Raw genomic sequence first — 24,364 nt, forward strand, 5'->3', positions numbered from 1 at the left:
CTTTGCCGGTTGAGCCAACGGGTCAAAAAAAGGGATCGACCACCTCGATGGTTTCCAGACACTCACTCACGCACTGCCTTCTGATTGCAGGCGTCGAGTTCAACGTGGCCTGCTCAAACCAGCCTGCAAATTGATCAGGATCCTCACCCCGAGCATCGAACCTTTGCTCCTGTTGTGTCGCCTGCCCTCCGAAGTACCTACCAGCTAGCCCGGCGCCATATGACAAGCGCGCCTTAACTCGCTGTTTTTGTTCCAGACAGGTTCTGCGCCCTGCCCTGACTCGCATTCGAGCATCGGCCCGCGTTTACTGGAACGTTTTCATTTTGCACGCCTCTATTGCGTGTCGATTCAGGAACACTTACATGACTACTCATATCCAGACTCAGGATGCCATCCGCACCCTCACCAATGCTTTTGCTCCAATGAACTGCCTGATCATGGCCGCGCGCAAAGGCTGCTTCAGCTTCACCATCGTCAATGAACACGGCATCGCCCGGCACAGCGAACGCCTGTACCCGGATCAGTACTCCAGCGCAGAACCGCTGCAGGCCGTGATTGACCGGACGCGCCAGGCACTGACCGCCTGATACCGTTCGTCGGCGAAAATCCAGACGCCCCCCCAGCCTCACCCTCAAACGGTGGGGCTTTTTTGTGTCTGTTTTCCTTATGAAAATCTGTCACGGCTAATCGCTGTCCGCTATATGGGCACAGGTCGAAATCGGGAAATATTGTAAAAACAGCCCTTTACACCGCAAATATGACACTACACTTCAAGTCAAGCGGTCTGAGCCGCTTCCGGTGGGCCCGATTCCATCACCGCTGCCAAGCACCAGGGTCCGCCGGCTCATTTACTTCCCGAGGGTGTCATGGGAATTGCTGCCAGTGAACTGTGCCGATATGTGATCCGCCCCACGCTGGTCTATCTCGGCCGCCATACGCCAGGCGCGGAGTTCTTCCTGCTCGCCGTGGCCGCCAGCCAGTCTGCCCTGGGCGCCGAACTCGACAGCCAGCGCGGCCACGGCCTCTACAGCATCTCCGACACGCTCCATTACAAACTCTGGGACAGCTACCTGGCGCGAGACCCCGACCTGGCCAGCATGGTCCGCGGGCTCGCCAGCCAGCATGCGTTCCTCAGCGGGCCTGATCTGGAACTGACCGTGAACCTGCGTTACTCCACTGCAATCGCCTGGCTGATGGTCGAAGCCAGCCACCTCACCCTGCCGGCTGAAGACGACCTGCTGGGCATGGCCCGCATTTGGCGCAGGATATTTCAACCCGGTGGCAACCTGCAGCAATTCACCACCGCCTGGCAAACCTCGGTTCGCCCTTTGTATCAGGCCGAACCAGCCATTTTGTGACCCGGCGGTTTCGCTGGAGATCGCGACACTTTTCCCGGATTGTCCTACAAAAACTGCTCTATCTCGGGTGATCCAGCCTATAGCGCGTTATGAAAAATGTTGGTAATTTTCGCGCGGTGATCAACAAGGAGTTCTAACAATGAAAAAAACAATGATCAAATCCAGCCTCAGTCTCGCCATCACTCTCGCCTCCACCCAAATCTTCGCTTCCGGTTTTGCCCTTAACGAGCAAAGCATCAGCGGCATGGGTACCGGTTATGCGGGTCGTTCTTCTGCCGCCGACGACGCAAGCACGGTCTATGGCAACCCGGCGGGCATGTCGCGCCTCAAACGCCAGCAAGTGACTGTGGGCGTGGCTGCGATTGACGCCAAGACTGACATCTCCGACACCAGCGGCCGGAGCAGCGGTTCCAACAAAGGCGACATGGTGCCTTTCACCGCCGTGCCTATGGGTTTCTACGTCAACCCGGTCGATGAGCACTGGGCATTCGGCCTGGGCGTCTATGCGCCGTACGGCCTGGTCACCGACTACGAGAACGGCTTCCAGGGCCGCAACTTCGGCAGCAAGAGCATCGTCAAGGTCGTGACCTTCCAGCCGACCGTCAGCTATGCCTTCAACGACAAGGTTTCGATCGGTTTCGGTCCGACCATCAACCGTATTTCCGGTGCGCTGGAATCGACCCTGAACCTTAGCGGCGTGACCGCCCCGATCACAGGCCGTGGCGCCGGTGACGGCCGCGTTCAGGTCAAGGGCGACGACGTGGGCTACGGCTTCAACGCCGGCATCCTCGTCCAGGCCACCGACAGCACCTCCGTCGGCCTGACCTACCACTCCAAAGTGACCTACAAGCTCGAGGGCCACACCGAGATCAACCCAGGCTCGGGCGTTCCACCTGCCCTGCTGAGCGCCGGCCGTTACGACGCCAAGCTGAACCTGGACACCCCTGAGTCGGTGGACTTCTCGGTCACCCAGGCGATGAACGATGCGTGGAAAGTCTACGCAGGCGCTACCTGGACCCGCTGGAGCCGTCTGGAAGACATCACCGTGAAGAACTCCGGCGTCAGCGGCGGTGCCCTGGCCCCTCGCCTGTTCGGCACCATCACTGAAGAGCAGAACTGGCACGACACCTGGGCCTACGCCCTGGGTACTTCGTACCAGTTGAACAAGCAGTGGGTACTGCGTACCGGCCTGACCTTCGACCAGTCGCCAACCAACAACGAAAACCGCTCGCCACGTATCCCGACTGGCGACCGCACCATCTTCTCCCTGGGTGCCGGCTACAGCCCGACCGAAGACATCACCATCGACGTGGCGTACTCGTACCTGAAAGAAGAAGACGTCAAGGTTCGCAACGCAAGTGCACTGGGTCAAACGTACAACGCCAAGTACGAAAACAGCGCCAACGGCTTCGGCCTGGGCCTGACCTACCGCTTCTGATGCAGTTGGCGGAGCCGGCAAACACCGGTTCGCCAGACAGAAGACCCCGCAGCCAGCGATGGATGCGGGGTTTTTCGTTTATGCATCGCGTACAGCATCGCCCCGTAGCAGCACGGCTTGCCGGCGGGAGCGATCTTGAGGACGCCATCGCGGGCAAGCGCGCTCCTACAGAAATAGACACCACAGTCCCGTAGCAGTCCGGCTTGCCGGCGTCGGCGATCTTGCGGCCGCTCCCGCCGGCAAGCGGTGCTGCTACGGGGCGTTGGTGTACTTGTGATCAAGGCTTCGACGCAATCGCCTTCTCTACCGCCGAAATCAGCTCGGGATCGTCCGGCGTGGTCCTGCTGTTGAAGCTGGCAATCACATTGCCCTTGCGATCCACCACATATTTATAGAAATTCCAGCGCGGTGCATTGCTCTGCTCGGCCAGCACCCGGAACAGATGAATCGCATCCGAACCGCGCACCGGCTGCGGTTCGGTCATGGTGAAGGTCACGCCGTAATTCACATAACAGACCTTGGCCGTCTCGGCCGCATCGTTGGATTCCTGCTTGAAGTCATCGGAAGGCACGCCCAACACCTCCAGGCCCTGCCCCTTGAACCGCTGGTTTAGCGCTTCCAGCCCTTTGAACTGCGGCGCGAAACCACAGAAGCTGGCCGTGTTGACCACCAGCATCGGCTTGCCCGCGAACTGCTTGCACAGGTCGATATCCTGCTTGGCGCGAAGCTTGGGCAGTTGCCCCTCAAGCAACGGTGGGCAATCGGCCGCCATGGCCACGCCACTGGCGGCGAGCAGAAGCAGAGGAAGACAGATCCAGCGAGTTCTCATGGCGGCATCCATTCAATGCAGGAAATCGGTTGATAGCCACACACGCTACTCCCTGCCACGACGGATGCCTAGCCGCACAGCAGATAGTCCGTCGCGGCCACGCGGGGCAACTATAGTCAAACGTCCCAAAGCAACGCCCCACCGACAGGAGGCCACGCGATGAAAATCCTGATAGTGCTGACATCTCACGATCAACTGGGCAACACCGGCAAGAAAACCGGTTTCTGGCTCGAAGAACTGGCCGCGCCCTATTACGTGTTCAAGGACGCCGGTGCCGAACTGGTACTGGCTTCCCCCAAGGGCGGACAACCGCCGCTGGACCCCAAGAGCAACGAGCCTGACTTTCAGACCGAGGCCACGCGCCGCTTTGAAAAGGACAGCGCCGCCACCGCGCAACTGGCTGCCACTCGCAAGCTGAGCGAGGTGACGCACGAAGGCTTCGACGCCATCTTTTATCCCGGCGGCCATGGCCCGATGTGGGACCTGGCCAGCGATGCCCACTCCATCCGCCTGATCGAAACCACCTATGCAGCTGGCAAACCGGTGACCCTGGTGTGCCACGCGCCGGGGGTGCTGCGTGACGTCAAAGGCGCCGATGGCAAGCCGCTGGTGGCGGGCAAGGACGTTACGGGGTTTACCAATGGCGAGGAAGATGCCGTCGGCCTGACAGACGTCGTGCCGTTTCTGGTGGAAGACATGCTCAAGGAAAAAGGCGCCAACTATTCAAAAGGCCCCGACTGGGCCTCCTACGTGCGCGAAGACGGCCTGCTGATCACCGGCCAGAACCCGGCCTCGTCGGAAGCAGCAGCCAAGGCACTGATCGCCCGATTGAAGTGACGGAGCTTCTGTGGGAGCGAGCTTGCTCGCGAAAGCGTCGTGTCAGACACAGCATCAATAACTGATGGTCCGCTTTCGCGAGCAAGCTCGCTCCCACAGTTCGTACCGAGACCGAATCATCTATATGGATTCAACGCTGGATCAGCGCCAACCCCACCAACACCAGCACTTCGAGCAACTCCAGCATCGCCCCGGCCGTATCGCCGGTGCAGCCGCCCAGGCGGCGGATCATCACCTGCCGCAGCCAGAAAAAGCCTACCGTCGCCATCAGTACGGCCCACAGCCCAGGCCAGCCCGACACCAGCACGCAACCCAGTGCGGTCACGCCCAGCACCTGAACACCCAGGGTACGTGGCAAATGGTCCGCCAGCGCCTGCCCCAGCCCGCCAGCGCGCACGTAGGGCGTGTTGATGAACAACCCCAGCATCGCCGCACGACCAATCACCGGCGCCAGCAGCAGCCCGATGCCGTGCCGGGTTTCGATCAATGCCAGCAAGGCCGTGAACTTGAGCAACAGCACGATGACCAGCGTCACCACGGCAATCGGCCCGCTGCGTGGATCTTTCATGATGGTCAGCGTGCGCTCGCGATCACCAAAACCGCCCAGCCAGGCGTCGGCACTGTCAGCCAGGCCATCCAGGTGCAAGCCGCCGCTGAGCAACACCCAGGCCGCCAGCAACAGCGCGGCATGGAGGAACTGCGGCGTGCCTTCGAGCAGCAGGTTCAACGCCATCAGCACCGAGCCGAACAGCACCCCCACCAGCGGATAAAACAGCAGCGAACGCCCCAGTTCCTGAGGCGACGGCATGCCGGGCAGACGAACCGGCAGGCTGCCGAGAAATTGCAAGGCGATCCAGAACGGCAGCATCTACACCTCCGTCAGTCGGCCATCGGCTTCGACCGCCAGACCGAACAGCCCGCCATGGCCGACCACCACCTGCAGCAGTTGCTCGCGGGGCAGCCCACGGGCCTGGGCCAATAACAGCCGCATCACCCCGCCATGGCTGATCAGCAGGATTCGCTCGCCGTCGCACGTCTGCTGCAAACGTTCAATCACGCCAAGCACGCGGGAGGCAAACGCCAGCACCGGCTCACCCTTGGGCGGGGTGAAGCTGTACGGGTCTTCCCAGAACCGCCCCAGGCCTTCGGCGTCGGTTTCCATCAATTGCGCGGTGCCAATCCCTTCCCAGTCACCAAAGTGCAGCTCCTGAATCCCGGCCTCCAGTTGCAACGGCAGGGACAGTTTCAAGGCCAGCTCCTCGGCAAACCGCGCACAGCGCTGCAAAGGCGAGCTGACGATGCGATCCCAGGGTGATTCAAGGGCAAGCTCGGCCACCGACGAGCGCATCTGCTGCCAGCCCAGGTCGGTCAGTGGGTCATCGAGACTGCCGCGCAGGCCGCCGCCAAGTTCGGTCTCGCCATGGCGCAGCAAGTCCAGACGCAAGGTCATGCCGGGCGATCCGCCACAGCCGCTTCGGCAAATGTCGCCATGCCGTTGTGCAGCTCGCACGCCAGGCGCAGCAGTGGCACCGCCAGCGCCGCGCCGCTGCCCTCGCCCAGGCGCAGGCCCAGTTCCAGCAGCGGCTCGGCCTGCAGGGTTTCCAGCACGTGGCGATGGCCCGGTTCGGCGCCGCGATGGCCGAAGAACAGCCACGGGCGGCACGATGGATTGAGTCGCACCGCCACCAGCGCGGCGACGGTGCAGATGAAACCGTCGACCAGCGCCGGGATGCCTTCCTGGGCACAGGCCAGATAAGCCCCCGCCAGCGCCGCAATTTCGAAACCGCCAAGGGCGCGCAGGCTGCCCAGCGCATCACCCGACACCTGCGCGTGCAGCGCCAGCGCCTGCTCGATGACCTGAGCCTTGTGGTTGATCCCTTGTGCATCCAGCCCGGTACCGGGCCCGACCAGCAACGGCGCCGGGCAGTTCAGCAGCGAGCAGGCCACCGCACTGGCGGCGGTGGTATTGCCGATGCCCATCTCGCCACCGATGAACAGCTCGGTGTCCGCAGCCTTGGCCCGCAGCACGCTGTCGCGCCCACCGGCCAGTGCGCCTTCCAGTTGCTCAGGGGTCATCGCCTCGCCTTTGGCGAAGTTGGCGGTGCCTGCGCCCAGGTTGAGGTGGCGCACCCCTGCCAGATTGAGCGGCGACACAGTGCCCAGATCCACCACATCCAGTTGCGCCGACAGTTGCCGCGCCAGCACGCTGATCGCCGCGCCGCCCATGATGAAGTTGTGCAGCATCTGCCCGGTGACGGCCTGCGGATAGGCTGAAACCCCTTCGGCCACCACGCCATGGTCACCGGCGAAGATCGCGATCCAGACCTTATCCACCTTGGGCTTGACCCGCCCTTGCAGCGCCGCCAGTTGCACGGCAACGGCTTCCAGTTGGCCCAAAGAACCGGCGGGCTTGGTCAGTTGCTGCTGTCGGGCCAGCGCTTGCTCGCTGATCTCAGGGTTGATTTCACGGGCAGGCGCGAGCCACCAGGCATTGCTCATAGTGCGGATCCTTTGAGGGTCATGGGCAGTCCGGCGACCGTGAACACCACGCGCTGGCAGCGTTCGGCCAGCGCCTGATGCAGCCAGCCGGCTTCATCGACATACCGACGGGTCAGCTCGCCGAGGGGCACCACGCCCAGCCCGGTTTCGTTGCTGACGAAAATGATTTCACCCGGCAGTGTCGCCAGGCATTGGAGTAAGGCGTCGCGCTCCTGCGCCAGTCGCGGCTGATCGTCCAGCATCAGCAGATTGGTCAGCCACAGGGTCAGGCAGTCCACCAACAGGCAGCGGCCCTGTGCTGCGTTTTGCTTCAAGACGCGGGCAAGTTCCAGCGGTTCCTCGACCAGGCCCCAACTGGCCGGGCGACGCTCTCGGTGCAGCGCCACCCGCTCGTTCATTTCGCCATCCAGCGGCTGGCTGGTGGCGATGTAGATGACATCAAGGGCGCTTTCGCTCGCCAGCTTTTCAGCCAGCCGGCTTTTGCCGGAGCGCGCGCCCCCCAGGATCAATTGCAGCATCAGGCGCTCTCCAGCCCGCAGAGTTCACGCAGCAGCTTGCCGTCCAGGTGCTTCTCCACCAGGTCCGCCAAACGTTCGATATCGCGCTCACGCAGGGCGTGGTAATCCACCTGCTGCACGTTTTCCAGCCCCGCCCAACGCAGCAATGCGCTGCTCGACGCCGGGTTCTCGAACAGCCCGTGCAAATAGGTGCCCAGCACCTGGCCGTCGGCACTGCGCGCGCCATCGCAACGGCCATCGCTGAGCTGCACCAGCGGATGCTCCAGCGCAGGGCCGGTGGTCACGCCCGCGTGAATCTCGTAGCCCATGACGTCAGCGTCTTCCAGGGTCAGGCGGCCGCTGACATTGCGCAGCTGCTTTTCTTTCTCCAGCACCGTGCTCATGGCCAGCAGCCCCAACCCGGCACTCGAGCCTGCCGCGCCTTCGAGCCCCAGCGGATCGTGCAGGCTTTCGCCGAGCATCTGCAGGCCACCGCAAATCCCCAGCAGCTTGCCGCCGTAGCGCAGGTGGCGCTGGATGGCCGTGTCCCAGCCATTGGCGCGCAGGTACGCGAGGTCGCTGCGTACGCTCTTGGAACCCGGCAGGATGATCAGGTCAGCAGGCGGAATCGGCTGGCCCGGCCCGATGAATTGCAGGTTCACCTGTGGGTGCAGGCGCAGCGGGTCGAAATCGGTGTGATTGCTGATGCGCGGCAGCACCGGCACCACCACGTTGAGCACCTGCTCGGCCTTGTCAGTCTGGCGCTGATCGAGACCGTCTTCGGCCTCCAGATGCAGGTCCATCACGTAGGGCAGCACGCCCACCACCGGTTTGCCGGTGCGCGCCTCCAGCCAGTCCAGGCCTGGTTGCAGCAAGGCGATGTCGCCGCGGAAACGGTTGATGATGAAGCCCTTCACCCGCGCCTGTTCGCTGGGCGACAACAACTCCAGCGTACCCACCAGATGCGCAAACACCCCGCCGCGATTGATATCGGCCACCAGCAGCACCGGGCAGTCCACGGCTTCGGCAAAGCCCATGTTGGCGATGTCGCCGGCGCGCAGGTTGATTTCCGCAGGAGAGCCCGCGCCCTCGACCATCACCACTGGCCAGCCTTCGCTGAGCCGCTTGTGTGACGCGAGCACGGCCTGCATGGCGATGGCCTTGTAGTCGTGATAGGCCACTGCGTTCATGGTGGTGACCGCGCGGCCATGAATGATGACTTGAGCGCCGGTGTCGCTGTTGGGTTTGAGCAGCACCGGGTTCATGTCGGTGTGGGGTTCCAGCCCGCAGGCCTGGGCCTGCACCGCCTGGGCACGGCCAATCTCGCCACCGTCGGCGGTGACGGCGCTGTTGAGCGCCATGTTCTGCGGCTTGAACGGCACCGTGCGCACGCCCTGGCGGGTCAGCCAGCGGCACAGCGCCGTCACCAGCGTGCTTTTGCCGGCGTCGGAGGTCGTGCCCTGCACCATAAGGGTCGCGCCTTGCGCCATGGGAGTCGCGCCTTGTACGGTCATGCCTCCTCCCGTGGAAATTCGCCGAGCACCTGCTCAAGGCGTTGCCAATGGACTTCGTCGCGAGGCAGGCCGAAACGCAGGCTGCTGTTACTGGTGAAGATGCGCAGCAGAATACCGCGCTGGGCGCAGAACTCGTGCAGCTCGGCCGCCCGTGGTGTGATCAGCCACTGGAACAACGCGCAACCACCTTGGGGCGCCAGGCCATGGCGGGTCAGCAGTTCGACCAGTCGCTGGCTGGCCTGGCCGGTGCGCTGGCGTTGCAGGCGATGGCCCTCTGCATCGTCAAGGCACACCTGGCCGAGGATGCGCGTCGGGCCGCTGACCGACCAGGGGCCGATCTGCCGCGCCAGCAACTTCAAAAACCGCGATTCGGCCAGCACGAACCCAAGGCGCACACCCGCAAGGCCAAAGAACTTGCCGAACGAGCGCAGCACGATCAATCCCGGCCGCTGGGTTTCAGCCGCCAGGCTCTGCGCCGGAGTGTTGTCCATGAACGCCTCGTCCACCACCAGCCAGCCGCCGCGCTCGGCCAGCCGCGCATGCCATTCCAGCAACAGCGTCGGTTTCAGGCTCAAGCCGGTGGGGTTGTTGGGGTTGACGACGACCAGCACGTCGAGCACGTCGATAAACCGCTCGACCTCGTGCTCCAGCACCTCACGCACCAGGAACCCGTTGCTGCGCCAGGCTTCGGCGTGCTCGGCGTAACAGGGAGACAGCACCCCGACCTTGCCCGCCTGACGCAAACGCGGCAGCGCCTGAATCGCCGCCTGGGAGCCGGCCACGGGCAGCACGTCGGGCGCGCCGTAGTACAGGCGCGCGGACTGCTCAAGGCCGTCATCGGTTTCCGGCAGCCGCGCCCAGGCCGATTCAGGGATCGGCGGAATCGGCCACGGCCACGGTGAGATGCCGCTGGAAAGGTCCAGCCAGTCGGCCTCGTCGATTCCGTACTTCGCGATTGCACCCCGCAAACGTCCGCCGTGCTCAAGCATAGAACTCAACCCCCAGACACAGAATCAGCAGCCACAGCCACACGCCGCGCTGCACCAGTTGCCAGCCGCGATCGATGGAATTGGCGTCCGCAGGCTGGCCTTCACCCAGTTGCGGACGCTGATGCAGTTCACCGTGATAAATCGCCGCGCCGCCCAGCTCAACGCCCAGCGCACCGGCCCCGGCCGCCATCACGGGGCCGGCATTGGGACTGTCCCACTTCGGCGCCTGCGTGCGCCAGCAGCGCAGGGCCAGTCGGGTTTTGCCCAGCAGCGCGTAGGTCAGTGCCACCAGGCGTGCAGGAATGTAATTCAGCAGATCGTCGATCTTCGCCGCCGCCCAGCCAAAACGCTCGAAGCGCTCGTTGCGATAGCCCCACATGGCGTCCAGCGTATTGCTCAGGCGATACAGCACCACGCCCGGCGCGCCGAGCACGGCAAACCAGAAGATCGCGGCAAACACCGCATCGCTGCCGTTTTCCAGCACTGACTCGGTGGCCGCCCGGGCGACTTCGGTGGCGTCCAGCTCAGAGGTCTGGCGGCTGACCAGATAACCCACGCGCCGGCGCGCCTCATCCAGATTGTCGCCGCGCAGCGCCTGGGCCACTGGCTCGACGTGTTCGCCCAGGCTGCGCAGGCCCAGCGCGCAGTAAAGCGCCAGCACTTCGATCAGCCAGCCGATGTAGGGCAGCCAACTGAGAAGCGTCGCCAACAGCGTCAGCGGAATCACCGCGATGAACCAGGCCGTGACGCCATGACTGCGCCAGCCACGACCGGCGCCGTTGAAACGTTGCTCGATGCGCTCACCAAACCGGCCGAACGCCACCAGCGGGTGGTTTCGTTTTGGCTCGCCCAGCAGCGCATCCAGCGCAACCCCGGCGACGCTCAACAACGCCACGCTCATACCGCCACACTCATGTAGCCACTCCCCATGTGTTCTCGAATACCAGCTCTTGCAGCGGGCGGGCCTGGGCCCAGCCCTCCAGCACCAGCATCGGTGCCGGGTAAAATCCTTCCACCGGGCCCAGGCAAAGAATCGCCAGCGGCTTGGAGCCTTCGGGCATTTTCAACAGATCCGCCAGTGCCTGCGGCTCGAACAGCGACACCCAGCCCATGCCCAGCCCTTCGGCGCGGGCGGCCAGCCATAGATTCTGGATGGCGCAGGACAAAGACGCCATGTCCATTTCCGGCAGGGTCCTGCGCCCGAAGATGTGTTTCTCGCGATCGTCCATCAAGGCGGCGACCAGCACCTCGGCGCAGTCGCCGATGCCCTCGACCTTGAGCTTCATGAAGTCATCGGAACGCTCACCCAGTGCCTCGGCCGTGCGAACGCGCTCGGCTTCCACCTGCTCCTGAATCTGCCCGCGCAGGGCCCGGTCGCTGATGCGGATGAAGCGCCAGGGCTGCATCAGGCCGACGCTGGGCGCTTGATGGGCAGCCTCCAGCAGCCGGGCGAGCAATTCGGGGGAGACCGAACCGCCGCTGAAGTGGCGCATGTCCCGCCGCTCGGCGATGGCCCGGTAAACCGCGGCGCGCTCATCGGGGCTGAAGGCGTGGTCAGTCATGGGACGCTCTCCATATCCAGGCATACGCTAAACCTGTGGGAGCGGGCTTGCCCGCGAAGAGGCCCGCACACCCAACCCTCTACTTCGCCTGACGCGCCGCTTTCGCGAGCAAGCTCGCTCCCACAGGATCGCGATAAGGCGGATTGGCATTCCGGGCTATTCATGGCAACAAAAGCGCCGCCATCGCCTGGGGGTTGGACGGGAAATAGAAGTGCACATAGGAGGCTGTCATCCGTCCGTCCCGGTACACCGCCTCCGCGCCGCGCCCGCCGTTGGGGCTCACGCCGCGGGCAATCGGGGCCAGTTCGGTGCTGGTCAGCGAATGATGATAGGTGTGCCCGCGCAATGTGCCTTCCGGCAGCTCCACCGACTGCAGCGCCAGTGCCGCCAGGCGCTTCTGCATCATCGCCTCACCCGCCAGCAGGCCCACCAGTTCGGCGCGCTGCCCGTCGACATCGGTCAAGGCATCGAGCAGATAGAGCATCCCGCCACACTCGGCCAGCAAGGGTTTGCCGGCGCGGTGGTGCGCGCGAATGGCATTGAGCATCGAAACGTTCTGCCCCAGCGCCAGGTGATGCAATTCAGGGTAGCCACCGGGCAGGTACAGGCTGTCCGCCTCGGGCAATTGCCGGTCGCGGATCGGCGAGAAGAATGACAGTTCGGCGCCCATCGCCCGCAACAGATCCAGGCTGGCGCCGTAGGTAAAGGCGAAGGCTTCGTCATGGGCGATGGCGATGCGCACGCCGTCGAGCAGACGCTCAACGGGTTTGACGTCAGGAGCGGCAAAGGTCACGGCAGGCGGCAGGGTCGCGTCGCAGGTGCTGGCCAAGGCGGCTGCGGCCGCATCCAGGCGCACGTCCAGATCGTTCAGCTCGCTGGCCTGAACCAACCCCAGGTGGCGGCTCGGCAGCTCGATCCCGGTTTCCCGGGAGAGCGCGCCGTACCAGCGCAAACCTTCGGTCAGGCTGCCTTCTAGCAGTTGCGCATGACGCACGGTGCCCACGCGGTTGGCCAGTACACCGGCAAACGGCAGGTCCGGCTGATAGCGCGCCAGGCCCAGCGCCAGGGCACCGAAGGTCTGGGCCATGGCCGTGCCGTCTATCACACCCAGCACCGGCACGCCGAAGTGGCGCGCCAGATCGGCGCTGGACGGAGTCCCGTCGAACAGCCCCATCACGCCTTCGATCAGAATCAGATCGGCCTCGCCCGCCGCTTCCCACAGCAGGCGCCGGCTCTCGTCCTCGCCGACCATCCACATGTCCAGTTGGTAGACCGGGTGGCCGCTGGCGCGCTCCAGAATCATCGGGTCGAGGAAATCCGGCCCGCACTTGAACACCCGCACCTTGCGCCCCTGGTTGCGATGCAACCGGGCCAGTGCGGCGGTGACGGTGGTCTTGCCCTGCCCCGAAGCAGGCGCGGCGATCAGCACCGCAGGACAGCGACGCGGCTCACTCACAACTCGATGCCCTTCTGTGCCTTGATTCCGGCCTGGAACGCATGCTTGACCACGGCGATCTCGGAAACGGTATCCGACAGGTCGATGAGTTCCTGCTTGGCGCCACGCCCGGTGACCACCACATGCTGCATGGGCGGACGGGCTTGCAGGTCGCTGAGCACCCTGTCCAGGTCCAGATAGCCGTGCTTGAGGGCGATGTTCAGCTCGTCGAGGATCACCAGACCGATGTCCGGGTCGCGCAGCAATTCCCGAGTCACCACCCAGGCGGCTTCGGCGGCGGCGATATCACGCTGACGATCCTGGGTTTCCCAGGTGAAACCTTCGCCCATGACGTGGTAACGCACCTGTTCCGGGAAGCGGCGGAAGAACAGTTCCTCGCCCGTGGCGTTGCGCCCCTTGATGAACTGCACCACACCGCACTGCATGCCGTGGCCCATGGCCCGGGCCAGCATGCCGAAGGCCGAACTGCTCTTGCCTTTGCCGTTGCCGGTCAGGACCACCAGCAGGCCGCATTCATTGGGTGCGCTGGCGATGCGCTCATCGATGATCGCTTTCTTGCGCAGCATGCGCGCCAGGTGGCGTTCGTCACGTTCGGGGGATTCGCTCATCTCGGCTCTCCGCTTTGAGGGGCAGATAGGACAGACGAAGGACGCAGGCAAGGACTGACAGCAGGCACCGGAACGGGCCGGGCCTGCGCAGAGCATCGCCCTCCGTGATGCTGTTTGGATGGATCAGGCCGGTCTCCGGACTCATGAGCGACAACCGGGGCTACGCGCCTTCCCATGCCCGTGGACACAGTGGCATCGTGCGCAGCCTTGACTCATTTACCGTTGCGGAGGCAGTGCCGGAATTGATCGCAGAACGTTCGCACCGGCTTCCCTGTTTCACCCGGTCGACCGATCAAGATCGCGGGCACCTGAAACAATCGGCGAAGGTTAGAGGGTTGACCCCGGAGCGTCAATCGAACAGGCGTTTGTTGTGCAGTTGAACCCCGCGCCGCACAGCGCCTCTATTCATTACATGCCCTTGCATGACTGCCCGCAAATGGAGACAGACCATGTTCACGCTCAAACCCCAGGTTGTGATGGTGCTGGTGGTGGTCGCAGGGCTCAGCGCCTGCGGCGAGACGTCCACCCTGCAGGTGTCGGACGGCACGGGCCCCTCGCCCCAGTTGCCGGCACCGAACAAAACCCTGTTTCCCACCGTGAACATCGCCCCGGCCGTCGGTTGGCCTGCCGGTGCCAGACCGGTAGCCGCGCCGGGCACACAAGTCGCGGCCTTCGCCGAAAACCTCGACCATCCACGCTGGCTGTATGTGCTGCCCAATGGCGATGTGCTGGTGGCCGAAACCAATGCGCCGCCCAAACCTGACGACAGCAAGGGCATTCGCGGCTGGGTCATGGAGAAAGTCATGGGCCGCGCTGGCGCCGGTGTGCCCAGCGCGAACCGCATCACTCTGCTGCGGGACAAGGATCATGATGGCGTCGCCGAAACCCGCACGGTGTTCATCGATCACCTGAATTCGCCTTTCGGCATGGTGCTGGTGGGCAATGATTTCTACGTTGCTGACACCGACCGCCTGCTGCGCTTCAACTATGTAGCGGGCGAAACCTCGATCAAGGGCGAACCGCTGAAAGTCACCGACCTGCCCGGCGGCACGCTCAACCACCACTGGACCAAGAACGTCATCGCCAGCAAGGACGGCACAAAGCTCTACGTGACCGTGGGCTCCAACAGCAATGTCGGCGAAAACGGGCTTGAGGCCGAAAAGGGCCGCGCGGCGATCTGGGAAGTGGACGCCGCGACGGGCAATCACCGCATCTTCGCCTCCGGGCTGCGCAACCCCAACGGCATGGACTGGGACCCGGTAACCGGCAAACTGTGGACGGCGGTCAACGAGCGTGACGAGATCGGCAGCGACCTGGTGCCCGACTACGTCACCTCGGTGCAGGACGGCGCCTTCTACGGCTGGCCGTTCAGCTACTACGGCCAGCACGTGGACGTTCGCGTGTCGCCGCAAAATCCCGAACTGGTGCAGAAGGCAATCGCCCCTGATTTTGCCGTCGGACCGCACACCGCCTCACTGGGCCTGGCGTTCGCCGATGGCAAATCATTGCCGGCGCCGTTCAACGAGGGCTTGTTCATCGGCCAGCACGGCTCGTGGAACCGCAAGCCCCACAGCGGCTATAAAGTGCTGTTCGTGCCATTCAAGGACGGCAAGCCAACCGGCACCCCGGTGGACCTGCTGACAGGTTTCCTCAATGCCGACGAAAAAGCCCAAGGGCGGCCGGTGGGTGTGGTTAACGACCACAAAGGCGGGGTGTTGGTGGCCGATGACGTCGGCAACAAGATCTGGCGGGTCACCGCAGCGCGGACGGTGCAGGCATCCAACACCAATCCCTGACACCTCTGTAGGAGCGCGCTTGCCCGCGATTGCGATGTGCCTGCCACCTACGAGTCTGCTGAAACGCCCACGCCCCTGTAGGAGCGCGCTTGCCCGCGACATCGGTGTACCAGACGATTGATTCGTAGCAGGCACGCCGCCGTCGCGGGCAAGCGCGCTCTTACAGGGTTTGTGGCGCTACTGCTGCGCCAGATTCGAAGGCTGGATCACCCGCTTGGCATTGAGCCAGGCTTTCTGCCAATACGGTTTGTCCAGGCTGTCGAGCTTGACGGTGCCACCCGTGGCTGGCGCATGCACGAAACGCCCTTCTCCCACGTAGATCCCGGCATGGCTGACGTTCGAGCCACCACTGGTAGCGAAGAACACCAGATCCCCCGTCTGCAACTGGCTACGATCAATGTCCGGGCCGCGCAGATTGATCATCTCGCGGGTCGAACGCGGCAGGCTGATGCCCGCAGCGCCCTGGTAGACATAACCGATCAATCCACTGCAATCGAAACCTGAGTCAGGCGTGTTCCCGCCCCAACGATAGGGCGTACCGACCAGCCCGATGGCACGCAAAAGCACGTCATCAGCCAGAGGCGAAGAAAACTGCGAAGGAGCGGATACCACAGGCCTGGAAACGACCTTGGGAGGGGCTGGCGGTGGATTGCTGGAACAAGCGGCCAGCAATACAGCCAGTGAAGCAACAGCCAGGCGAACCGTAAACGACATAAACACAACAACCTTTATAGGATGCTTACTGTGCCGTGAGCCGGGACTGCGTGCAATCAGGGTTTCCCTGACTGCACGCCCGGTAGAACGGTTATTTGCGGTGTTGGCGCTTGATTGTAGTCGAAGTCATCGCAGTCGTCGTTTCCGCATCCTTGGAAGGTGCCATGGCCAACGCGCGCTTGGCTTCGATGAATGTCCGGGCCCAGTAGGCGTCGTCGAGGCTGTCGACACGCACACCACCGCTGCGGCGGCTGCTGGAGTGGATGAACTGGTCATCGCCCAGGTAGATACCGGCATGGCTGACGCGACCACGGCCAGCGGTGCTGAAGAACAGCAGGTCGCCAGGCTTGAGGTCGTTGCGTTTGACCAGAGGGGCATCGATGTTGATCATTTCACGCGAGGAACGCGGCAGGCTCATGCCAGCCTCTTCGCGGAACAGGTAGCCGATGAAACCGCTGCAATCGAAACCGGAAGTGGTCGAGGTGCCGCCGAAACGGTAGCGCGTACCGATCAGCGATTTGCCACGTTCCAGGATGCTGTCAGCCAGCACTGGCAACTGATACGGCTTGTTGTCCGAGAACTGGGCCAGTTCGTCTTCGGTGGCGATTTCGTCGTCCAGTACGGAGCCCGAATAATCGGCACGCTTGGCAGCAGTTTGAGCAGTGACCGAATCCTTCATCTGAGGATTCTGCGGCTGTTGCGACGCTGGCATCTGGGCCGCGCAGCCGAACAGCAGCGTAACGAGTGCGAGAGGCACGAGGGGTGCGAAGCGATTCAGCATGGGCACGACCGTGGCGTATTTTGTAAAGAAGGCGAGACTATGCCCTCTATCGTCATCATTTGCAAATTCAATCGACACAAATGTGACTTACCAGTGACTCCATGACATCTAAGGCTTTACACCTCAGAAAAGCGTCCATCTGCATGGAGTGGTCGGTCGACGAGGGATTTATCTCGGCGGTAAAGCCTCCCGCGACCCGCGTGCGCAGCATCGGCTCGTGAATATACGGGAAGCTGGCTGTGGTTCCAATGCTCAATACTGCATCGAAGCCTTTCGCCATCTCTTCGTACAGCACGTTCAATGCCAGTTCTGGCAACATTTCCTCGAACAACACCACCGGCGGGCGCAACACGCCCTGGCATTGCCTGCACAAAGGCGGCAGCGGTCGCTGCAGGTGTTCACTCAATTGAGGGTCCTCGGCGCCGCAGGACTGGCAATAGAGCGGTGCGAGGTTGCCATGGATTTCAATCAGACGCTCCGGCGGGCTGCCCGCAGCGCGATGGTAGCCGTCGACATTCTGCGTCAGCACCCAGCACTCGGGCTTGTGGCGCTGCAATTGAGCGATCGCATAATGCGCCGCATTGGGCTGTCCGCCCAGGCAAGCGCTGCCTAATTGTGCAATGTACTTCCAGCACAGTGCCGGATCACGGCGCAGCATCGGCCCGGACAGGGCCATCTCGATCGGCAGGCCGTCGTCGGTGTGGCCGTTGTACAGGCCACCCACCCCGCGATAGGTCGGCAACCCCGAATCGGCTGAAAGCCCGGCACCGGTGATGATCAAGATGCGTTTGGCATGACGCAGCGCAGCGGCCGTCTGCAGCACCAGGGCTGGATCGACGGCAGGCGTGTTCACCAGCCCAGCGTCTCTTTGAGGAAGGGAATGGTCAGTTTGCGCTGGGCCTGCAAGGAGGCCTGGTCGAGTTGTTCGAGCAGGTCGAACAAGGCGCTCATGCTGCGCTTGCCACGGGTCAGGATGAAATGGCCGACTTCATCGGTCAGGTGCAAGCCGCGACGCGAGGCGCGCAATTGCAGGGCGCGGAGTTTTTCTTCGTCGGACAACAGCCGCATCTGGAACACCAGGGCCATGGTCAGACGCGACTTGAGGTCGGCCAGCTTGACCGGCAATTCACGAGGCGAGCAGGAGGCGGCGATCAGCAGGCGGCGGCCGCTGTCACGCAGGCGGTTGAACAGGTGGAACAGCGCTTCTTCCCACTCGGGCTTGCCGACGACCGCTTGCAGGTCATCCAGGCACACCAACTCGTATTGTTCGAGATGGTCAAATAGTTCGACGCCCTCTTCGAGCAGTTCGGCCATGGGCAGGTAGACGGCAGGTTCGCCCAGTTGGGTAAGGCGCAGGCAGGCGGCCTGCAGAAGATGGGTGCGCCCTACCCCGTTCTTGCCCCAGAGGTAGATCAGGCTCTCAGTCCAGCCGGCGTCGGCCTCGCACAGGCGCTCCACATAGCCGAGTGCAGCGGCATTGGCGCCTGGGTAGTAATTGATGAAGGTGGCGTCGTCACGCAGACGCACACTCAGGGGCAGCTGAACTGGTTTCATGCTGGCTAAACGGTTCGAAAACAAACCGCCAAGGGGCCTCTGTGTAAAGTGTGCAAAGTTTATACCCGCAAAGCGGACCGCACAATGCGCCAGACGACCTGCAAAATCAAAGGGTTGCGTCTGTCTCGGGCCAGGCCGTGGATTATAGGGCTAACGCAGGTGCATTGTAGGAGCGCGCTTGCCCGCGATAGGGCTGTGTCAGGTTAATAAATACCGCCTGAGACGGCCCCGTCGTCCGAATGCGGCCCAGGCCAAGCGCGCTCCTACAGGGGGGATCTCAAAGATCAGGATCTTCCATCCCGCCGTAGATGTCCGAATCCTTGTACAGATCGTGCACATGACGCACCAGGACCATGATCACCGCCGCCACCGGCAGCGCCAGCAGGATGCCGGTGAAGCCGAACAGCTCGCCGCCGGCCAGGATCGCGAAGATCACCGCCACCGGGTGCAGGCCGATCCGGTCGCCCACCAGCAGCGGCGTCAGGACCATGCCTTCCAGCGCCTGACCGACCATGAACACCCCGACAATGGCCAGCATCGGATACAGATCGCCGCCGAACTGGAAGAACCCCGCCAGAATCGCCGAACCGATACCGATCACGAAGCCCATATATGGCACGATGGCCGCCAGCCCCGCGATCACACCGATCAACAGCCCCAGTTCCAGGCCCACCAGCATCAGGCCTGCGGCGTAGATCACGCCCAGCGCCACCATCACCAGCAACTGCCCGCGAATGAATGCGCCCAATACTTCGTGGCACTCATCGGCCAGCGCGACGATTTTCTTCTCGCGATGGCGTGGCAGCAGGCTGCGCACCTTGGCCATCATCACGTCCCAGTCCCGCAGCAGGTAGAAGCACACCACCGGGATCAGCACCAGGTTGGTCAGCCAGCCAATCAGCGCAAGCGTTGACGTGGTGGCCTGGGCCAGCACGATGCCGACGATGTCGCCGGTCTGCCCCATGTGCTCGGAAATCGCCGCCTTGACCTTGTCGAACTTCCAGAAGCCATCCGCCAGCCCAAGCTTGGCCTGGGTCCACGGCAGCGCGGTGTGCTGCAGCCAGTCGAGGATCTGCGGCGCCAGTTCATACAGGCGATACAGCTGCTTGGCGAGCATCGGCACCAGCACCAGCAGCAGGCCCATGAAGATCAGGGTGAAGAACACGAATACCGTGACCACGGCCCAGGTGCGCGACATCTTGAGCTTTTCCAGCCGGTCCGCCAGCGGATCGCCCATGTACGCCAACAACAACGCCACCAGAAACGGCGTGAGGATGGCGTGCAGCAGCCAGACGAACAGGCACAGCAGGACGACCCCGCCCAGCCAGAACCAACGACGCGTATCAGTCATTACTGCCCCTTGAACCCGAAATGAATTGCTTCATGCAACGTCGTTATGAACCCGCTCACCAGCGGAAGTGCAATGTTTGCGCGGCAGGAGCCGGAGCAGGCACCGGCGCCGCACCAGGCCCGGCAGGCACTTGCCCGGCATCGACCGGCGCGCTGGCCACTTCACCGGCAGGCACTTCCTGCAACTTGGCCAGGGACAGTTGCGAACGCAACTGATCCGGGCTGCCACTGACATCAAATACCACGCGATCGGCATCGACCGATTTCAGACGACCGCCAAAGGGTTCCAGCAGGCGCCCCAGTTGCGCATAACGCTCAAGGTTCATGCCCTGCACTTCCAGCGCCATGCTCGACGAGGCGCCCGGCTTGACCACGAAACGCGGGGCCAGGCGCTGACTCACCGCCAGCAACACAGCATCGGCCAGTTCCGCCTGGCCGGCACCGGTGGCGCTGCCCTGCTCGGATTTGTCACCCAGCCACAGGTGCCATTTACCCTGCCATTGACCGCCGTTTTCCTGGGCGTGCACCGCCAGAATCGCATCGGAGCCGTAACGTTCGGAGGCCTGCTTGAGCGGGGCGACGTCGTTGCCGTCCAGGGTCTTGGCGTTGCCGATACCCTGCTCGCTCAAGTCTGCCAGCGGCAGACGCAGCGGCAGGCCGCGATGACGGGCGGCGCGGCGCAGGGGCTCGGCCGAGGCCTGACCGTCGCCCACCAGGTTGGCGCCGTCGGTCGCATCATTGAGCCACCAGGCCATGATCACCGGGCGATTGGAGCCCCACAGCGAAAGCCCGGCCTGCCGCAGCGCGCGCTCGGTGCTGGCCGGATCGAAATCCACCTGCAACGACTCCGGCGGACCTGCGTCATAGCCGTACTGACTGATGATCTGCTGCGGATCCTTGCGCACTTCGGCAAGGGCCGGGCTCTGCGCGGCCTTGGCATCACCGGTCAGGCGAATCACCAGCGTCTCCAGCGCAGCCTGGGTCGCGCGGGTTCTTTCGTCCGGCGTTTGCCCGCTGACCGGCTCGCGCACCTGATAAAGATTGTTCACCGTCTCGGCCAGGGCCGGGAGGCTCAAGAGGGACAGACAGCCCGCGAACAGACAGTTTTTCAGGCGCATAGAAAATTCCCAAACGATGCTTATAAATAGCTGCATAAAAATGACTGGCTCGACTCTGACCGCAGCACGGCGCGAATCGCTCACTCTGAAGATGAAGTTACACCCTTTATAGCTGCCGACGAACGGCAAAACCCTGAACAGACGCGTTATTTTTTCTTCATCTATGGCCCTGCCCGTCGGCCCAAGGATGGCCGCTTGGGTCCAATCCTGATAAAATCGCGCGCCTTCGCAGACCGGCGATGACACGGCCATGAGCCGTCGACCTCGGTCGTTACCCCGAATCCCCCCTAAAGGCCTGGATAATGAGCAAGCAACCCTCCCTGAGCTACAAAGACGCCGGTGTAGACATCGACGCCGGTGAAGCATTGGTCGAACGCATCAAGAGCGTCGCCAAGCGCACCAAGCGCCCGGAAGTGATGGGTGGCCTGGGGGGCTTCGGCGCGCTGTGCGAAATCCCGGCTGGCTACAAGCAACCGGTCCTGGTCAGCGGCACCGACGGCGTCGGCACCAAGCTGCGCCTGGCACTGAACCTGAACAAGCATGACAGCATCGGCATCGACCTGGTGGCCATGTGCGTGAACGACCTGGTGGTCTGCGGCGCCGAGCCGCTGTTCTTCCTGGACTACTACGCCACCGGCAAGCTGAACGTCGACACTGCCGCCCAGGTCGTGACCGGCATCGGCGCTGGCTGCGAACTGGCCGGCTGCTCGCTGGTCGGCGGCGAAACCGCTGAGATGCCTGGCATGTACGAAGGCGAAGACTACGACCTGGCCGGCTTCTGCGTCGGCGTCGTGGAAAAGGCCGAGATCATCGACGGCTCCAAGGTCGTTGCCGGTGACGCCCTGATCGCCCTGCCATCTTCGGGCCCGCACTCCAACGGTTACTCGCTGATCCGCAAGATCATCGAAGTCTCCGGTGCCGACATCGAATCCATCCAGCTGGACGGCAAGCCACTGACTGACCTGTTGATGGCGCCGACCCGCATCTACGTCAAGCAACTGCTCAAGCTCATCAAGGACACCGGCGCGGTCAAGGCCATGGCCCACATCACCGGCGGCGGCCTGCTGGACAACATCCCGCGCGTGCTGCCGGAAGGCGCGCAGGCGGTGGTCGACGTGGCAAGCTGGACCCGCCCGGCAGTGTTCGACTGGCTGCAAGAGAAAGGCAACGTCGACGAGCACGAAATGCACCGCGTCCTGAACTGCGGCGTCGGCATGGTCATCTGCGTGGCCCAGGAGCACGTCGAGGCGTCCCTGAAAGTGCTGCGTGAAACCGGCGAACAGCCTTGGGTCATCGGCCAGATCGGCGTTGCTGCCGAAGGCGCTGCACAAGTCGAGCTGAAGAACGTCAAGGCACATTGATGCCTGACATGCCCCAACCTTGTGACGTAGTGGTGCTGCTGTCCGGCACCGGTGGCAACCTGCAGGCGATGATCGACAGCCTCCAGAACAGTTCGGGCCCGGCTCGCATTCGCGCGGTGATTTCCAACCGCGCCGATGCCTACGGGCTCGAGCGCGCCAGAAACGCGGGGATCGACACCCGCGTTCTCGACCACACCGCCTATGAAGGTCGCGAAGCCTTCGATGCGGCGCTGATCGAAGCGATCGATGCCTTCGCGCCGAAGCTGGTGGTGCTCGCCGGCTTCATGCGTATTCTCACCCCTGCGTTCGTGCGCCATTACCACGGCCGCCTGCTGAACATACATCCGTCACTGCTTCCACGGTATAAAGGCCTGCACACCCATCAGCGGGTGATCGAGGCTGGCGATGTGGCGCATGGTTGCAGCGTGCACTTCGTCACCGAGGAACTCGATGGGGGGCCTCTGGTCGTACAAGCAGTTATTTCGGTAGAGTTGCACGACACGCCTGCGACCTTGGCGCAAAGGGTTCACACCCAGGAACACCTGATCTACCCGCTGGCAATTCGCTGGTTCGCCGAGGGCCGATTGGCTTTGGGCGAAGATGGCGCACTGCTGGACGGCCAGCCACTGGGGCCCAGCGGCCACGTGATTCAGGCCAATTGAATTGGCCCTTTAAATTAAAGTCAGGAGATATTATGCGTCGCGCTTTGCTCTTCGCTTTCGCACTGTTCGCACTTCCTGCGGTCAACGCGGCAGACCTTCAACCCTTCTCCGCCAGCTACACCGCTGATTTCAAACAGCTCCCTGTCGGCGGCGGCAGCGCTACCCGCAGCCTGGAAAAGAACGCCAACGGCAGCTGGACCCTGAGTTTCAAGGCGTCGATGATGATCGCCAGCCTGACCGAAGTCAGCACCCTGAAATCCGAAAAGGACACGCTGCTGCCACAGACCTACCACTTCGAACGTGGCGGCCTGGGCAAGAGCAAGACCGTTGACCTCGTGTTCGACTGGCCGACCAAGTTCATCACCGGCACCGACCGTAACGATGCGGTGAAAATCCCGCTGAACACCGGCGTGCTGGACAAATCCACTTACCAGCTCGCCCTGCAGCACGACGTGGCCGCCGGCAAGAAGAGCATGAGCTATCAGGTGGTCGATGGCGACGAAGTCGACACCTATGACTTCCGCGTGCTGGGCCCGGAAAAGGTCGAGACCAAGGTCGGGTCGGTCGATGCCATCAAGGTCGAGCGCGTACGTGACCCGACGCAGAACAAACGCATCACCGTGATGTGGTTCGCCAAGGACTTTGACTACCTGCTGGTTCGCCTGCAACAGGTCGAGACTGACGGCAAGGAATACAACATCATGCTGCAAGACGGCACGGTGAACGGCAAGTCGGTCAAGGGCAGCTGATTGCGCTGATCGAACGCTGTACAGAAAACCCCGCCCTTTGGCGGGTTTTTTTATGCCCGATGCAAACGTATCCTGCATCCGTAGCAGCACGGCTTGCCGGCGGGGGCGATCTTGCGGCCCCTGACACCTTGTAGGAGCGCGCTTGCCCGCGATAGCCGCGCGCCAGATCCACACCCATGCTCCGGGATGACGCAATCGCGGGTAAGCGCGCTCCTACAAACACCTGCATGAACCGCCAGATTCGTGGCGTCTGTTGTTCCCCACGGCTACATGAAACTTTCTTCATTGCCTGCCCCGAGGTGCGACAAAACGCCACACACCCTACAAAAACAAGCACTTCCGTACTCTTGCCTGATTGGTAAAAAACTCTTTCCAGAATCGTCGGTTTACTTAGCAAGCTACCAAATTCTATAAAGAACCTACTGCGACGTCCTGCCGCAGATATCAAAGAGTCAGGAGTTTTCAATATGACGGTAACGGTTACTGAACGCGACGAAGCGCACAAATCCCATGAGAGCATCGCGGATGGCATTCAGATCTGGGATGTACGCCAACAAGATCAATTGGTAGGGATGTTCCACCACGAATCGGACGCTCAGCGTTACGCAGCAGAGCTCGCGGAACTGGAAGCCAGGAAGGCGGCAGCGAGCCGTACGTGATTACAGGATCGCAGCAAGACAAAACCCGCCCAG

Annotated in this window: 26 protein-coding genes and 1 riboswitch; of the genes, 9 read left to right on the forward strand and 17 right to left on the reverse strand. The window is 62.9% G+C overall.

Going from position 1 to position 24,364, the window contains the following annotated elements; all coding sequences use genetic code 11:
* The first annotated feature begins 362 nt into the window (after window positions 1-362).
* The 3 genes from ACIPOO_RS02610 to ACIPOO_RS02620 all read left to right on the forward strand — a co-directional run bounded on the left by ACIPOO_RS02610 (window position 363) and on the right by ACIPOO_RS02620 (window position 2,796).
* Entirely contained in the window at window positions 363-587 is a 225-nt protein-coding gene (locus ACIPOO_RS02610; RefSeq protein WP_274135385.1) for a hypothetical protein, read from the forward strand.
* A gap of 279 nt (window positions 588-866) precedes the next feature.
* Window positions 867-1,358, forward strand: coding sequence for a hypothetical protein (locus ACIPOO_RS02615; protein ID WP_400604196.1), 492 nt, complete (start codon window positions 867-869; stop codon window positions 1,356-1,358).
* A gap of 139 nt (window positions 1,359-1,497) precedes the next feature.
* Window positions 1,498-2,796 carry an OmpP1/FadL family transporter gene (locus ACIPOO_RS02620; protein WP_274135383.1) on the forward strand — a complete coding sequence of 433 codons (1,299 nt, stop codon included), beginning with the start codon at window positions 1,498-1,500 and terminating at the stop codon, window positions 2,794-2,796.
* Window positions 2,797-3,073: 277 nt separating this feature from the next.
* Here ACIPOO_RS02620 and ACIPOO_RS02625 read toward each other — a convergent pair whose 3' ends face one another.
* The gene (locus ACIPOO_RS02625; RefSeq protein WP_400604199.1) at window positions 3,074-3,625 is read right to left on the reverse strand and encodes a glutathione peroxidase; all 552 of its coding nucleotides are present in this window, start codon (window positions 3,623-3,625) and stop codon (window positions 3,074-3,076) included.
* A gap of 159 nt (window positions 3,626-3,784) precedes the next feature.
* Between ACIPOO_RS02625 and ACIPOO_RS02630 the strand changes: the two genes are divergently transcribed.
* On the forward strand, window positions 3,785-4,462 hold the full coding sequence (locus ACIPOO_RS02630) for a type 1 glutamine amidotransferase domain-containing protein (protein WP_400604201.1): 678 nt from the start codon (window positions 3,785-3,787) through the stop codon (window positions 4,460-4,462).
* Between the two features lie 130 nt (window positions 4,463-4,592).
* On the opposite strand, the gene ACIPOO_RS02635 is transcribed toward ACIPOO_RS02630, so the two are convergent.
* From ACIPOO_RS02635 to cobO, 10 genes are all read right to left on the reverse strand, one after another.
* Window positions 4,593-5,330, reverse strand: coding sequence for an adenosylcobinamide-GDP ribazoletransferase (locus ACIPOO_RS02635; RefSeq protein WP_400604203.1), 738 nt, complete (start codon window positions 5,328-5,330; stop codon window positions 4,593-4,595).
* Window positions 5,331-5,912, reverse strand: a complete 582-nt coding sequence (gene cobC, locus ACIPOO_RS02640) for an alpha-ribazole phosphatase family protein (protein WP_400604205.1) — start codon at window positions 5,910-5,912, stop codon at window positions 5,331-5,333. It lies immediately after the preceding gene.
* The gene (gene cobT / locus ACIPOO_RS02645) at window positions 5,909-6,961 is read right to left on the reverse strand and encodes a nicotinate-nucleotide--dimethylbenzimidazole phosphoribosyltransferase (RefSeq protein WP_400604207.1); all 1,053 of its coding nucleotides are present in this window, start codon (window positions 6,959-6,961) and stop codon (window positions 5,909-5,911) included. The genes cobC and cobT overlap by 4 nt, the downstream gene beginning before the upstream one ends.
* Window positions 6,958-7,479: a bifunctional adenosylcobinamide kinase/adenosylcobinamide-phosphate guanylyltransferase gene (gene cobU / locus ACIPOO_RS02650; protein ID WP_274135374.1), complete on the reverse strand. Its 522-nt coding sequence runs from the start codon at window positions 7,477-7,479 to the stop codon at window positions 6,958-6,960. Before cobU ends, cobT begins: the two co-directional genes overlap by 4 nt.
* A complete protein-coding gene (locus ACIPOO_RS02655; RefSeq protein ID WP_400605171.1) occupies window positions 7,479-8,948 on the reverse strand; it encodes a cobyric acid synthase in 1,470 nt (489 codons plus the stop codon). Before ACIPOO_RS02655 ends, cobU begins: the two co-directional genes overlap by 1 nt.
* 20 nt (window positions 8,949-8,968) lie before the next feature.
* Window positions 8,969-9,961, reverse strand: coding sequence for a threonine-phosphate decarboxylase CobD (gene cobD / locus ACIPOO_RS02660; protein ID WP_400604209.1), 993 nt, complete (start codon window positions 9,959-9,961; stop codon window positions 8,969-8,971).
* Window positions 9,954-10,862 carry an adenosylcobinamide-phosphate synthase CbiB gene (cbiB, locus tag ACIPOO_RS02665; RefSeq protein ID WP_400604211.1) on the reverse strand — a complete coding sequence of 303 codons (909 nt, stop codon included), beginning with the start codon at window positions 10,860-10,862 and terminating at the stop codon, window positions 9,954-9,956. Before cbiB ends, cobD begins: the two co-directional genes overlap by 8 nt.
* 10 nt (window positions 10,863-10,872) lie before the next feature.
* Window positions 10,873-11,523, reverse strand: coding sequence for a 5,6-dimethylbenzimidazole synthase (gene bluB, locus ACIPOO_RS02670; protein ID WP_400604213.1), 651 nt, complete (start codon window positions 11,521-11,523; stop codon window positions 10,873-10,875).
* 160 nt (window positions 11,524-11,683) lie between these two features.
* Window positions 11,684-12,979, reverse strand: a complete 1,296-nt coding sequence (locus ACIPOO_RS02675; RefSeq protein ID WP_400604215.1) for a cobyrinate a,c-diamide synthase — start codon at window positions 12,977-12,979, stop codon at window positions 11,684-11,686.
* Entirely contained in the window at window positions 12,976-13,587 is a 612-nt protein-coding gene (gene cobO, locus ACIPOO_RS02680; RefSeq protein WP_400604217.1) for a cob(I)yrinic acid a,c-diamide adenosyltransferase, read from the reverse strand. Before cobO ends, ACIPOO_RS02675 begins: the two co-directional genes overlap by 4 nt.
* A gap of 108 nt (window positions 13,588-13,695) precedes the next feature.
* Window positions 13,696-13,914: riboswitch (cobalamin riboswitch) on the reverse strand.
* A gap of 122 nt (window positions 13,915-14,036) precedes the next feature.
* Between cobO and ACIPOO_RS02685 the strand changes: the two genes are divergently transcribed.
* Complete coding sequence (locus tag ACIPOO_RS02685) at window positions 14,037-15,383, forward strand: PQQ-dependent sugar dehydrogenase (protein WP_400604219.1); 1,347 nt, start codon at window positions 14,037-14,039, stop codon at window positions 15,381-15,383.
* Window positions 15,384-15,560: 177 nt separating this feature from the next.
* On the opposite strand, the gene ACIPOO_RS02690 is transcribed toward ACIPOO_RS02685, so the two are convergent.
* The 6 genes from ACIPOO_RS02690 to ACIPOO_RS02715 all read right to left on the reverse strand — a co-directional run bounded on the left by ACIPOO_RS02690 (window position 15,561) and on the right by ACIPOO_RS02715 (window position 20,900).
* On the reverse strand, window positions 15,561-16,097 hold the full coding sequence (locus tag ACIPOO_RS02690; RefSeq protein WP_274135364.1) for a C40 family peptidase: 537 nt from the start codon (window positions 16,095-16,097) through the stop codon (window positions 15,561-15,563).
* Between the two features lie 91 nt (window positions 16,098-16,188).
* Window positions 16,189-16,878, reverse strand: coding sequence for a C40 family peptidase (locus ACIPOO_RS02695; protein ID WP_400604222.1), 690 nt, complete (start codon window positions 16,876-16,878; stop codon window positions 16,189-16,191).
* Window positions 16,879-16,945: 67 nt separating this feature from the next.
* Entirely contained in the window at window positions 16,946-17,731 is a 786-nt protein-coding gene (locus tag ACIPOO_RS02700; RefSeq protein WP_400604224.1) for an NAD-dependent deacylase, read from the reverse strand.
* Window positions 17,728-18,432 (reverse strand): DnaA regulatory inactivator Hda, encoded by a 705-nt coding sequence (gene hda, locus ACIPOO_RS02705; protein ID WP_274135360.1) that lies wholly within the window; start codon window positions 18,430-18,432, stop codon window positions 17,728-17,730. The genes ACIPOO_RS02700 and hda overlap by 4 nt, the downstream gene beginning before the upstream one ends.
* Before the next feature lie 277 nt (window positions 18,433-18,709).
* Window positions 18,710-19,783, reverse strand: a complete 1,074-nt coding sequence (locus ACIPOO_RS02710) for an AI-2E family transporter (protein WP_274135358.1) — start codon at window positions 19,781-19,783, stop codon at window positions 18,710-18,712.
* 55 nt (window positions 19,784-19,838) lie between these two features.
* The gene (locus ACIPOO_RS02715) at window positions 19,839-20,900 is read right to left on the reverse strand and encodes a DUF2066 domain-containing protein (protein WP_400604227.1); all 1,062 of its coding nucleotides are present in this window, start codon (window positions 20,898-20,900) and stop codon (window positions 19,839-19,841) included.
* A gap of 302 nt (window positions 20,901-21,202) precedes the next feature.
* Between ACIPOO_RS02715 and purM the strand changes: the two genes are divergently transcribed.
* The 4 genes from purM to ACIPOO_RS02735 all read left to right on the forward strand — a co-directional run bounded on the left by purM (window position 21,203) and on the right by ACIPOO_RS02735 (window position 24,331).
* Entirely contained in the window at window positions 21,203-22,261 is a 1,059-nt protein-coding gene (purM, locus tag ACIPOO_RS02720) for a phosphoribosylformylglycinamidine cyclo-ligase (RefSeq protein WP_274135355.1), read from the forward strand.
* Window positions 22,262-22,269: 8 nt separating this feature from the next.
* The gene (gene purN / locus ACIPOO_RS02725) at window positions 22,270-22,923 is read left to right on the forward strand and encodes a phosphoribosylglycinamide formyltransferase (protein ID WP_400604229.1); all 654 of its coding nucleotides are present in this window, start codon (window positions 22,270-22,272) and stop codon (window positions 22,921-22,923) included.
* Between the two features lie 32 nt (window positions 22,924-22,955).
* Complete coding sequence (locus ACIPOO_RS02730) at window positions 22,956-23,672, forward strand: DUF3108 domain-containing protein (protein WP_274135353.1); 717 nt, start codon at window positions 22,956-22,958, stop codon at window positions 23,670-23,672.
* Window positions 23,673-24,139: 467 nt separating this feature from the next.
* Window positions 24,140-24,331, forward strand: coding sequence for a hypothetical protein (locus ACIPOO_RS02735; protein ID WP_274134204.1), 192 nt, complete (start codon window positions 24,140-24,142; stop codon window positions 24,329-24,331).
* Window positions 24,332-24,364 lie beyond the last annotated feature (33 nt).

This window comes from Pseudomonas sp. NPDC090201 (assembly GCF_044746825.1).
Lineage (GTDB): Bacteria > Pseudomonadota > Gammaproteobacteria > Pseudomonadales > Pseudomonadaceae > Aquipseudomonas > Aquipseudomonas putida_AD.

What these genes read in the sequence shown, in the direction of transcription:
- purN (WP_400604229.1), top strand. Translation starts at nt 22,270, where the DNA reads ATGCCCCAACCTTGTGACGTAGTGGTGCTGCTGTCCGGCACCGGTGGC.
- hda (WP_274135360.1), bottom strand. Translation starts at nt 18,432, where the DNA reads ATGAAACCAGTTCAGCTGCCCCTGAGTGTGCGTCTGCGTGACGACGCC.
- ACIPOO_RS02715 (WP_400604227.1), bottom strand. Translation starts at nt 20,900, where the DNA reads ATGCGCCTGAAAAACTGTCTGTTCGCGGGCTGTCTGTCCCTCTTGAGC.
- ACIPOO_RS02610 (WP_274135385.1), top strand. Translation starts at nt 363, where the DNA reads ATGACTACTCATATCCAGACTCAGGATGCCATCCGCACCCTCACCAAT.
- cobO (WP_400604217.1), bottom strand. Translation starts at nt 13,587, where the DNA reads ATGAGCGAATCCCCCGAACGTGACGAACGCCACCTGGCGCGCATGCTG.
- ACIPOO_RS02630 (WP_400604201.1), top strand. Translation starts at nt 3,785, where the DNA reads ATGAAAATCCTGATAGTGCTGACATCTCACGATCAACTGGGCAACACC.
- purM (WP_274135355.1), top strand. Translation starts at nt 21,203, where the DNA reads ATGAGCAAGCAACCCTCCCTGAGCTACAAAGACGCCGGTGTAGACATC.
- ACIPOO_RS02635 (WP_400604203.1), bottom strand. Translation starts at nt 5,330, where the DNA reads ATGCTGCCGTTCTGGATCGCCTTGCAATTTCTCGGCAGCCTGCCGGTT.
- cobT (WP_400604207.1), bottom strand. Translation starts at nt 6,961, where the DNA reads ATGAGCAATGCCTGGTGGCTCGCGCCTGCCCGTGAAATCAACCCTGAG.
- cbiB (WP_400604211.1), bottom strand. Translation starts at nt 10,862, where the DNA reads ATGAGCGTGGCGTTGTTGAGCGTCGCCGGGGTTGCGCTGGATGCGCTG.
- ACIPOO_RS02710 (WP_274135358.1), bottom strand. Translation starts at nt 19,783, where the DNA reads ATGACTGATACGCGTCGTTGGTTCTGGCTGGGCGGGGTCGTCCTGCTG.
- ACIPOO_RS02695 (WP_400604222.1), bottom strand. Translation starts at nt 16,878, where the DNA reads ATGCTGAATCGCTTCGCACCCCTCGTGCCTCTCGCACTCGTTACGCTG.
- ACIPOO_RS02685 (WP_400604219.1), top strand. Translation starts at nt 14,037, where the DNA reads ATGTTCACGCTCAAACCCCAGGTTGTGATGGTGCTGGTGGTGGTCGCA.
- ACIPOO_RS02690 (WP_274135364.1), bottom strand. Translation starts at nt 16,097, where the DNA reads ATGTCGTTTACGGTTCGCCTGGCTGTTGCTTCACTGGCTGTATTGCTG.
- ACIPOO_RS02735 (WP_274134204.1), top strand. Translation starts at nt 24,140, where the DNA reads ATGACGGTAACGGTTACTGAACGCGACGAAGCGCACAAATCCCATGAG.
- cobC (WP_400604205.1), bottom strand. Translation starts at nt 5,912, where the DNA reads ATGACCTTGCGTCTGGACTTGCTGCGCCATGGCGAGACCGAACTTGGC.
- ACIPOO_RS02730 (WP_274135353.1), top strand. Translation starts at nt 22,956, where the DNA reads ATGCGTCGCGCTTTGCTCTTCGCTTTCGCACTGTTCGCACTTCCTGCG.
- ACIPOO_RS02655 (WP_400605171.1), bottom strand. Translation starts at nt 8,948, where the DNA reads ATGGCGCAAGGCGCGACCCTTATGGTGCAGGGCACGACCTCCGACGCC.
- bluB (WP_400604213.1), bottom strand. Translation starts at nt 11,523, where the DNA reads ATGACTGACCACGCCTTCAGCCCCGATGAGCGCGCCGCGGTTTACCGG.
- cobD (WP_400604209.1), bottom strand. Translation starts at nt 9,961, where the DNA reads ATGCTTGAGCACGGCGGACGTTTGCGGGGTGCAATCGCGAAGTACGGA.
- ACIPOO_RS02620 (WP_274135383.1), top strand. Translation starts at nt 1,498, where the DNA reads ATGAAAAAAACAATGATCAAATCCAGCCTCAGTCTCGCCATCACTCTC.
- ACIPOO_RS02625 (WP_400604199.1), bottom strand. Translation starts at nt 3,625, where the DNA reads ATGAGAACTCGCTGGATCTGTCTTCCTCTGCTTCTGCTCGCCGCCAGT.
- cobU (WP_274135374.1), bottom strand. Translation starts at nt 7,479, where the DNA reads ATGCTGCAATTGATCCTGGGGGGCGCGCGCTCCGGCAAAAGCCGGCTG.
- ACIPOO_RS02615 (WP_400604196.1), top strand. Translation starts at nt 867, where the DNA reads ATGGGAATTGCTGCCAGTGAACTGTGCCGATATGTGATCCGCCCCACG.